The organism is Phaeospirillum tilakii (assembly GCF_042683125.1).
GTDB lineage: Bacteria > Pseudomonadota > Alphaproteobacteria > Rhodospirillales > Magnetospirillaceae > Phaeospirillum > Phaeospirillum tilakii.
In genome coordinates this window covers 1-8,488 of record NZ_JBHUIY010000068.1, presented here as the reverse complement: position 1 = coordinate 8,488, position 8,488 = coordinate 1, and the positions used below count along the sequence as shown (strand labels likewise).

Annotated in this window: 9 protein-coding genes; 5 read left to right on the top strand and 4 right to left on the bottom strand. The window is 66.8% G+C overall.

The features are described from left to right. The coding region (locus ACFSNB_RS18170; protein ID WP_377319163.1) for a hypothetical protein at positions 1–595 on the bottom strand (595 nt) is incomplete at its 3' end. 300 nt (positions 596–895) lie between these two features. Here ACFSNB_RS18170 and ACFSNB_RS18165 point away from each other — a divergent pair. Further along, positions 896–1,330: a MaoC family dehydratase gene (locus ACFSNB_RS18165; protein ID WP_377319161.1), complete on the top strand. Its 435-nt coding sequence runs from the start codon at positions 896–898 to the stop codon at positions 1,328–1,330. Positions 1,331–1,503: 173 nt separating this feature from the next. Here the strand turns inward: ACFSNB_RS18165 and ACFSNB_RS18160 are convergent, their stop codons facing one another. Beyond that, entirely contained in the window at positions 1,504–2,880 is a 1,377-nt protein-coding gene (locus ACFSNB_RS18160; protein ID WP_377319159.1) for a class II 3-deoxy-7-phosphoheptulonate synthase, read from the bottom strand. Between the two features lie 158 nt (positions 2,881–3,038). Here ACFSNB_RS18160 and ACFSNB_RS18155 point away from each other — a divergent pair, with 158 nt between their 5' ends. The 3 genes from ACFSNB_RS18155 to ACFSNB_RS18145 all read left to right on the top strand — a co-directional run bounded on the left by ACFSNB_RS18155 (position 3,039) and on the right by ACFSNB_RS18145 (position 4,652). Further along, positions 3,039–3,455, top strand: coding sequence for a hypothetical protein (locus ACFSNB_RS18155; protein WP_377319157.1), 417 nt, complete (start codon positions 3,039–3,041; stop codon positions 3,453–3,455). Positions 3,456–3,551: 96 nt separating this feature from the next. Continuing rightward, entirely contained in the window at positions 3,552–4,385 is an 834-nt protein-coding gene (locus ACFSNB_RS18150; RefSeq protein WP_377319156.1) for a hypothetical protein, read from the top strand. A 30-nt stretch (positions 4,386–4,415) separates the two neighbouring features. Further along, entirely contained in the window at positions 4,416–4,652 is a 237-nt protein-coding gene (locus tag ACFSNB_RS18145) for a hypothetical protein (RefSeq protein ID WP_377319154.1), read from the top strand. 37 nt (positions 4,653–4,689) lie between these two features. On the opposite strand, the gene ACFSNB_RS18140 is transcribed toward ACFSNB_RS18145, so the two are convergent. Then, entirely contained in the window at positions 4,690–6,345 is a 1,656-nt protein-coding gene (locus ACFSNB_RS18140) for a Na/Pi cotransporter family protein (RefSeq protein WP_377319152.1), read from the bottom strand. A 51-nt stretch (positions 6,346–6,396) separates the two neighbouring features. Next, positions 6,397–6,825 (bottom strand): phosphoribosyl-ATP diphosphatase, encoded by a 429-nt coding sequence (hisE, locus tag ACFSNB_RS18135; RefSeq protein ID WP_377319150.1) that lies wholly within the window; start codon positions 6,823–6,825, stop codon positions 6,397–6,399. 302 nt (positions 6,826–7,127) lie between these two features. Here hisE and ACFSNB_RS18130 point away from each other — a divergent pair, with 302 nt between their 5' ends. Further along, positions 7,128–8,408, top strand: a complete 1,281-nt coding sequence (locus tag ACFSNB_RS18130; RefSeq protein ID WP_377319148.1) for a Fic family protein — start codon at positions 7,128–7,130, stop codon at positions 8,406–8,408. Positions 8,409–8,488: the final 80 nt, after the last annotated feature.

Here is an 8,488-nt window from a genome sequence, read left to right as displayed (position 1 = left end):
CGGCGCGCCCGCCATCGGCGGCGGGGGCGATGCCGGCGGCCAGCGCCAGCGGCAGCGTCGCCTCGGCGGCGAAGGCCAAGGCGAGGCAGGCCCCGAGCGCGGCCGGGGCGGGGCGGCGGTCGAGCCCGGCCAGCAGCGCGGCGAGGCCGAACAGCTGGGCCAGCCCGTGCGGGGTCAGCGCGGAGGCCGGCAGCGGGGCGAGGCTGACCCCGGCCAGCAGCTTGGGGGTGAAGAAGGCGCCGATCAGCACCGTCAGCAGCGCGGCGGACAGGTCGTCCCCGGTCAGGCGGCGGCGGATCACCGCCACCGCCCAGGCCAGCAGGGCGCCGCAGGCGGCGAGATGGAGCGGATAGGACAGCCAGTCGGGCGGGGCGCCGAGCCCGGTCAGGCGGGCCAGCGGGAACAGCAGCGAGGCGCCGAAGCCGCCGGGGCTGGCCAGGAACGGGTCGGCGGCGATCAAGGCGGGGGCGGCGGCCTGGGCCAGCAGGGTGGGAATCGCCTGCTGCGGCGGCGCGAAGCCGGCATAACTGAGCGCGGCGAACAGGCCGAGTACGGCGATCATGCCGATACGGGCGAGATCCGGCGAGCGGTCCATCTGGTCCCCCTGGCTGCCTGCGGCGAACCGGCGTCGGTGCTGTCCGGTGCGGGCCGCGGCACGCCCGAATCGTCGCCCCCCGGCCGATCCGCGCCAAAATCCCAGCAACCCAACGGTTTCCGGCCGGGAACGGCCTGGGAAACATGTCGAGTCTATGACGGCGGGTTATATCAGAGGTCTGCCCCGGTACCAACCGAAACCCGCATCGGCGCGGGGCGATTCCGCTCTTGGGACTTCCTGCTCCGGCGGTTATACTTGCTTTTCCGCATTGCAGCAACAACCGCACCGGGAGGCGGAGCGATGAGCGAGGCAAACTTGCACGGCTATTATTTCGAGGATCTGGCGGTGGGGCAGTCGGCCAGCTTCGCCAAGACGGTGACCGAGGCGGACATCGTCGCCTTCGCCGGCATTTCCGGCGATTTCAACCCGGTCCATGTCAACGAGGACTTCGCCAAGACCTCGCTGTTCCAGGGGCGGATCGCCCACGGCATGCTGTCGGCGGCGTTCATCTCGACGGTGTTCGGCACCCGCCTGCCCGGGCCGGGCTGTATCTATGTCGCCCAGACCCTGAAGTTCAAGGCGCCGGTGCGGATCGGCGACACCGTCACCGCCCGGGTCGAGCTGACCGCGCTGGTGCCGGAACGGCGGCTGGCGACCTTCACCACCACCGCCTCGGTCGGCGCCACCGTGGTACTGGAGGGCGAGGCCACCCTCAAGGTCGATCGCCGGCCCTGAAGAGAAAAGGGTTCGCGGGCTCTGCCCGCACCCGCCAAGGGCCGCAAGGCCCTTGGAACCCTTTCCCTGTCCTTCGCGCGGCAAACAGGCCGCTCCGCCCCCGACCATCAAAGGGTTCCAAGGGCCTTGCGGCCCTTGGCGGGTGCGGGCAGAGCCCACATCAAACCGGGGCCTCAGCCGGCGAGGGCGTGGGCGGCCTTGATCCGGTCGTCCTTGAGCTGCTCGGCGATCAGGAAAGCCAGCTCCAGCGCCTGGGTGGCGTTGAGGCGGGGATCGCAATGGGTGTGATAGCGGTCGCCGAGGCGGGCCTCGGTGATCGCGGTCATCCCGCCGACGCATTCGGTGACGTCCTGGCCGGTCATCTCGAAATGGACGCCGCCGCCATGGCTGCCCTCGGCCTTGTGGACCTCGAAGAAGGCGCGCACCTCGGCCAGGATGGCGTCGAAGCGGCGGGTCTTGAAGCCCGAGGCGGCCTTGATGGTGTTGGCGTGCATCGGGTCGCACGACCAGACGATCTTGCGGCCGGCGCGTTTGACGGCGCGGACCAGACCGGGCAGCTTGACCGGCACCTCGGCCGCGCCCATCCGCACGATCAGGGTCAGGCGGCCGGGCTCGTTGTCGGGGTCGAGCCGCTCGATCAGGTGCAGCAGGGTATCGACGGTGATGTTGGGGCCGATCTTGAGCCCGATCGGGTTGCGCACGCCGCGCAGGAACTCGACATGGGCGGCGTCGGGCTGGCGGGTGCGCTCGCCGATCCACAGCATGTGGGCCGAGCAGTCGTACCATTCGCCGGTGGTCGAATCGACCCGGGTCAGCGCCTGCTCGTAGGGCAGCAGCAGCGCCTCGTGCGAGGTGAAGAAGTCGGTCTCGCGGATCTGCGGGGCGCTGTCCGAGGTCAGGCCGCAGGCCTCCATGAAGGCCAGGGTCTCGCCCAGGCGGTCGCACAGATCCTGGTAGCGCGCGGCCTGGAGGGTGCCAGCGACGCAATCAAGCGTCCACTGATGCACCTTGTGCAGGTCGGCATAGCCACCCTGGGCGAAGGCGCGCAGCAGGTTGAGGGTGGCGGCCGACTGGTTGTAGGCGCGCACCATCCGCTGCGGATCGGGGATCCGGGCCTCGGCGGTGAAGTCGATCCCGTTGATGTTGTCGCCGCGATAGGAGGGCAGGGTGACGCCGTCGATGGTCTCGGTGTCGGCCGAGCGCGGCTTGGCGAACTGGCCGGCCATCCGGCCGACCTTGACCACCGGCATCGCCGCGCCATAGGTCAGCACCACCGCCATCTGCAACATCACCCGGAAGGTGTCGCGGATGATGTTGGCGCTGAATTCGGCGAAACTTTCGGCGCAGTCCCCGCCCTGGAGCAGAAACGCCTTGCCCTCGGCGACCTGGGCCAGGGTGGCCTTCAGGCGGCGAGCCTCGCCGGCGAACACCAGCGGGGGAAAATTGGCCAATTCCCGCTCGACCCCGGCCAGCGCGGCCGCGTCGGGATAGGTGGGAACCTGATGGATCGGCTTTGCCCGCCAGCTGTCGGGCGACCAACGTTCGGCCATGGACGCTTCGTCTCCTGCGCTTCGCGCGCGCGAAAGGGGATGGGCCCTGGTATACGATGCCGGGGCGCGCTTTTCCAGCATTACCGGCCGATCCCCCCCTTGGCAGCGGCGCCGGGAGGCGTAATCTCTAAAATCGGGAAACTTTGCGGAGAACCGACATGTCCGTTTCCTCGGTCGGAGGCAGCCCGTTGATGAAGCTGCTGGAGATGCTGAAAGCGCTCGATCGCGACGGCGACGGCCGGGTCAGCAAGGAAGAGTTCGTCGATGGCCGCCCGGCCGGCCTGACCGCCGATCAGGCGGAGGGGCTCTACGACAAGCTGAGCGCCACCGCCGGCAATCCCACCGGCGGCCTCAGCCAGGCCGACCTCGCCACCGCCTTCCAGGCGCTCGACAGCGAAACCCAGGGGGTGCTGATCCGCGCCCAGGGCGACGACGACCATTTGATCGCCACCATCGCCCACAACCTCCAGGACGCGGTGGTGGCCTATCTGAAGGGCGTCAAGGAGGTCGAGGTGCGCAAGACGGTCCATCAGGTCGATCGCCCCGACGGCACCCGCATCACCTGGACCGAGTGAAGGCTGTCGGGCTTTCGCCCGAACCCAACCGGGGCGATGCCCCGGACCCCCTTCTTTTCGAAAAATAAAGGGGGGCATTTTCGGCGAGGCAAGCCGGTGAATGGGTCCGGCGCGCAGGTTTCGTCATGGTCCTTCCTCCTGCGCGGCATCGTCGCCGCGTTCAGGCGGGAAATCCACTTATCGCCCTGTCCGAATTTCCCAGGCCGGCTCTTGCCTCCGACTGTGCAGCAGCACAGCCGGGGTGGCAATTGGCGGGATTTTTTTAACTTGAAGGTTAGCGTAAAAATTTTACCCTTGATCGCTAAGAATACTGTCCGGTTCCATTGCCGGCTGCGCAAACCAGCGGGGGAAGAGATGTCGGTAGGGTCTGCGATACACCACCTGTGCGCCTTGGTGTCTTGCGTCATTTGCTGGATGGCGATGTCACCCCAGGCGAGCGCGCAGGATTACGCCGCACAGTATGAGGAAGGCTTGCGTAAGCGGGACTACGTTCTGCTGTCCCATGTCTTCACCGGTGCGGCTGCGCAGAACAATCACGCTGTCGCCAGCGGCGCCCTGGTTGCAATCTCCCTCACCCCGCTGACCATGGACAGCACGCAATCCTGCGTATCGACCATTGGCAAGGAAAAGGCGGGCTACCTTGCGCGGGTCTGCGGCATGATCTCACCGGCGACCCACCCGCCGTGCAATGTCGCCAATTCGTGCAAGCTGATTGCCGATGAAGTGGTTCGTGGCTGCCAACTCGCCGCGCAAATGGGACAGCCCGATGCATTTTGCCCGCCCTTCCTGACCATGGCTGGGGGTGCGCAACCGGCGAACGCGGCGTCGAACACCACCCCTCCCGCAGCGGCGACGGCCAACAAGTCTGCTTCTGCCCCTATCCCGACCACGGCAACCGAGCAAGAGCATCGCGCCGGTTTGGTCAAATGAATCATGGGCAACAGCGCAGCCGATGGGGCGGTGGGTCTCACCGTCCTCTTTCTTGTGGTGCTGTTTATCGCCTACATGATCAAAAAGAACGGGTTCTGGGGCGGCATCGGGGCATTGATCAAGTGGGGGCCATTTGGCTTCCTGACCATTGCGACATGCGGCTTGTTTCTGACCTCCTTCTTTTTGGGGGGGGCTGGGGCCTCAAGGCCCCAGCGGGCGCGGGCAGAGCCCGCAAATGCGGATGCTGGCGTAAACAGGGGATATTGATCCTTTTTCACTCGACGGCATTCGAGTGGAAAAGGCTCTAGCTTTCGCCCTGCGGCCGCAGCCGGGTGGCGACCAGTTCGCCGCGCTGCTCCAGGATCGGGTAGGCCACCGAGGCGATGTGGGCGTTGATCCGCTTGAGGTCGCGCAGGATGTCGAGATGCAGGGTGCTGGTCTCAATGCTTTCGCGCCGGCCGCCGCCGATCCGGGCCAGATGGGCCTCGGTGGCGCGTTTCTCCAGGGCGCGGATCTCGGCCTTCTCGGCGATCAGCCGGCGGGCCAGCCGCAGGTCGCCGGTGACGAACACCGTCATCGCCAGCTTGAGATTGTCCAGCGTCAGGGCGAACAGCGCGGTCAGGTCGTCGAACCCCTCGGGCGAGAAGCTGAGGCGCTGGCGGATCTTCTTTTCCGCCAGTTCGCGCAGGTTGCGGTCGATGATGTCGCCGATATGTTCGAGATTGATCACGAAGGTCATGATGTCGCTGGCCCGGCCGCGTTCCGCCTCGTCCATGTCCTCGTTCGCCAGCCGGGCGAGATAGAGCTTCACCGCGTGGTGGAGGGCATCGACGACATTGTCCATCCGGGCGATCTCGCCCGCCGCCCCGAGATCGTCGGCCCGCAGCGCCTCCCGGCTTTTCAGCAGCATCGCCTCGACCAGATCGGCCACCCGCAGGGTTTCGCGGGCGGCGGCGGCGATCGCCACGCTCGGCGTCTCCAGCGCGCGCTCGTCGAGATATTTCGGCTGGCCCGGCGCGTCGGGCTGGATCACATCGGGGCGCAGGCGCTTCACCAGCCGGGCGATCGGCCCGACCAGCGGCAGGGCCAGCAGGGCCAGGGCGAGGTTGAAGGCAAGGTGGAACGCGACCAGCCGCATCGCCCCGTCGGCCGACAGCGCCCCGACGCCCCGGGCGATCGGGTCGAGCAGGGCGAAGGCCAGGGCGCAGCCGGCCAGCCGCACCAGCGCGTTGCCGAGCGGCACCCGCCGCACCGCGGGCTTGTCGTGGCCGGTTTCGAACACCGGGGGCAGGGCGCTGCCGAGATTGGCGCCGAGGATCAGGGCGAGGCCGAAGGTCAGGCCGAACGCGCCCTGGGCCGCCAGCGGCAGGATCAGCAGGATCGAGGCGATGCTGGAATGGGCCAGCATGGCGATCCCGGCGGCCAGCCCCAGCCCCAGCAGCGGCATGCCGTCGAGGTCATGCAGGACCTGATGCAGCCGGTCGGATTCGCGCAGCGGCAGCGAGGCCAGATCGAGCAGCCGCAGCGACAGCAGCATCAGGCCGAGGCCGATCAGGATGCGGGCGAGGTGGCGGCGCTTGCCGGGGCCGGAGCGGAACAGGCCGACCCCGACCAGCACCAGCAGGGCGGACAGCGGGCCGAGATCGAAGGTCAGCAGGGTGACGACCGCGCTGGTGCCGACATTGGCGCCGAGCATCACCGACTGGGCGATGGCGCCGTCCATCAGCCCCCGCCCGGCGAACGAGGCGGCCATCAGGCAGGTGGCGGTGCTGCTTTGCAGGGCGATGGTGACCACGAGCCCGGTCAGCAGCGCCTTCAGCCGGTTGCCGGTGCCGAGATTGATCCAGCGGCGCAGATCGGCCCCGAAGGTCCGGGTCACCCCGGTCCCGACCATCCGCAGCCCCCACAGCAGCAGGGCGGCGGCCCCGAGGATGTTGACCACGACGCTGATTTCGCTCATTCATCGTGCCTCCCGCGGGATCCCCGGGCGTGGCCGGGGGGGCTGTGACGTTTACGGCGCCGGGTCGAGGATTTCCTTCTTGGCGATCTTCTTGGGGAGCTTCTCGGACACCCCCAACTGGTTGGCGCGGCGGTTCATTTCGGCCCACACCGCCTCGGGCGGGATGCCGCACGAACGCCACAGCACGATCAGGTGATAGAGGACATCGACGCTTTCGTTGACCAGCCCCTTGCTGTTGCCGAGCACGGCATCGAGGCCGACCTCGGCCGCTTCCTCGATCAGCTTCTTGGCCTTCTTGGGCAGCTTGGCGGCCATCAGCGCCCGGGTCCGCTCCGGCAGCTCGGCCTGGCCGAGGTCGTGGTACAGCCGGTCGATCTCCCCCGCGCCCTGACAGGGCAGGGGATCGGGACGCGGCGCTCCCTCCGGCACCGCCGGGGCCACGTCGATTTTGTCTGTGGGGAGCACTGCCTTGATCTTCATCCACCGTTTCCTTTCAAGCCCGAAGCGGAACGGTAGAGAGGGCCTGACGCTACCTCGACCGTCCGGAGGGGATACTTGTACTCGCGTATCGGGTCATCATGTCAGCCTCGGTGCCGGGCAGGGCGGGAAGGTCGAGAAGGACAGACAGCGGTGCGCTGCAAACTTTCTGCCATAAAACTGTAACAGTCAAGCGGGTCGGGCGCGCCGCGTTTTTTCCGGAAAGCTGTTGGGCTTTCGCCCAAACCCAACCGGGGCGATGCCCCGGACCCCCTTCGTTTTCGAAAACAAAAGGGGCGGGCGCCATGAAGTCCGGCGGCGCAACCGTGGGAATGATTTTTCGACCTGATGTAAGGAAATCTCATGATTTTCGACCGCGGCAATTGATCCGCGACCTGGGCGACCATATTCTGCGGGGTATGCAATTCACAACGCCAACCGTCTTTCAGGAAACGATCGTCCCCCGAAAGAGCGAGCTTGTCGGGTGGGCGGCGCTTGTCCACGCCCACGGCATCCAGGCGCCGGTTCGGCGGCTCAGTTGTGTTTCCCATGGTTCCATCAAAGGCGGGTCTCGCCAGGAAAACGCCTGGACCATATTTGACAAGCGAACCGCCCCAGCGGCGGGTCTTGCCGGTCACCTGACCTTTGCTTTGCGTCATGAGACGCTCGATCTGCTGATCCTCAAGCGTCTGTTCGACATCGTCGGTCCGGCGGAAATGGCCCGGGTCGTTCGATCCGAAACCGTGGGGGCAACATCCCGGCGGCTTTGGTTCCTGTACGAGTGGTTGACGGGAAGAGACCTGGATCTGCCTGACGCCGAAAAGGCGTCCTACGTGCCGATCCTCGCTCCCGAAGATTATGTGACCGCCAGGCCGGTCAATTCGCCGCGTCATCAGGTGCGCAACAACCTGTTGGGCACCCCTGCCTTCTGCCCGATCATCCGACGCACTCCGGCGCTTGCCGATTTCATCGGCCGTCGCTGGGACACCCAGGCCAAGGAATTGGTTGGGCGGATATCGAAATCGGTGATCGCTCGCGCCGCGAGCTTCCTGCTGTTGGCGGACAGCCAGGCCAGCTATCAGATCGAGGGCGAGCGCCCCCCCCGCAACCGGCTTGAGCGTTGGATGCGGGCCGTCAACCAGTCGGGCCGGTACCCGCTGTCGATCGACGAACTGATCCGCTTGCAGCACATCGTCGTCGAGACCGGTCGCTTCGTGACGCCGGGGCTTCGGACGGAGGGCGGCTTCATCGGCCCGCGTGATGGCCTGAATGATCCCCTGCCCGAATTCGTCTCCGCCCGCCCCGAAGACGTCCCCAACCTGCTCGCAGGGATACTGGACACCAGTCGTCGGCTCGCTGGGGATGACGTCGACGCGGTGTTGCATGCGACGATGATCGCGTTCGGCGTCGTGTTCGTGCATCCCTTCGAGGACGGCAACGGCCGCATCCACCGCTATCTGATCCACCATGCGCTGGCGGAGCGCGGCTACACCCCGCCCGGAATCGTCTTTCCGGTCTCGTCGGTGATCCTCGACCGGATTGAGAGCCCAACTCAAAAAGAGTTGAGCGGTTTCAGAGGGTTGTGATTCCGTTTTGTTGCGAGACGAAACGGAGAGAGATCGATGCCCTGGACCGAAACCGCCCGCCGTGAGTATCGGCGGGCGAA

Bases quoted from the DNA above. Each gene is read 5' to 3' on its own strand.
- ACFSNB_RS18165 (WP_377319161.1), top strand. From the start codon at position 896: ATGAGCGAGGCAAACTTGCACGGCTATTATTTCGAGGATCTGGCGGTG.
- ACFSNB_RS18160 (WP_377319159.1), bottom strand. From the start codon at position 2,880: ATGGCCGAACGTTGGTCGCCCGACAGCTGGCGGGCAAAGCCGATCCAT.
- ACFSNB_RS18155 (WP_377319157.1), top strand. From the start codon at position 3,039: ATGTCCGTTTCCTCGGTCGGAGGCAGCCCGTTGATGAAGCTGCTGGAG.
- ACFSNB_RS18140 (WP_377319152.1), bottom strand. From the start codon at position 6,345: ATGAGCGAAATCAGCGTCGTGGTCAACATCCTCGGGGCCGCCGCCCTG.
- hisE (WP_377319150.1), bottom strand. From the start codon at position 6,825: ATGAAGATCAAGGCAGTGCTCCCCACAGACAAAATCGACGTGGCCCCG.
- ACFSNB_RS18130 (WP_377319148.1), top strand. From the start codon at position 7,128: ATGAAGTCCGGCGGCGCAACCGTGGGAATGATTTTTCGACCTGATGTA.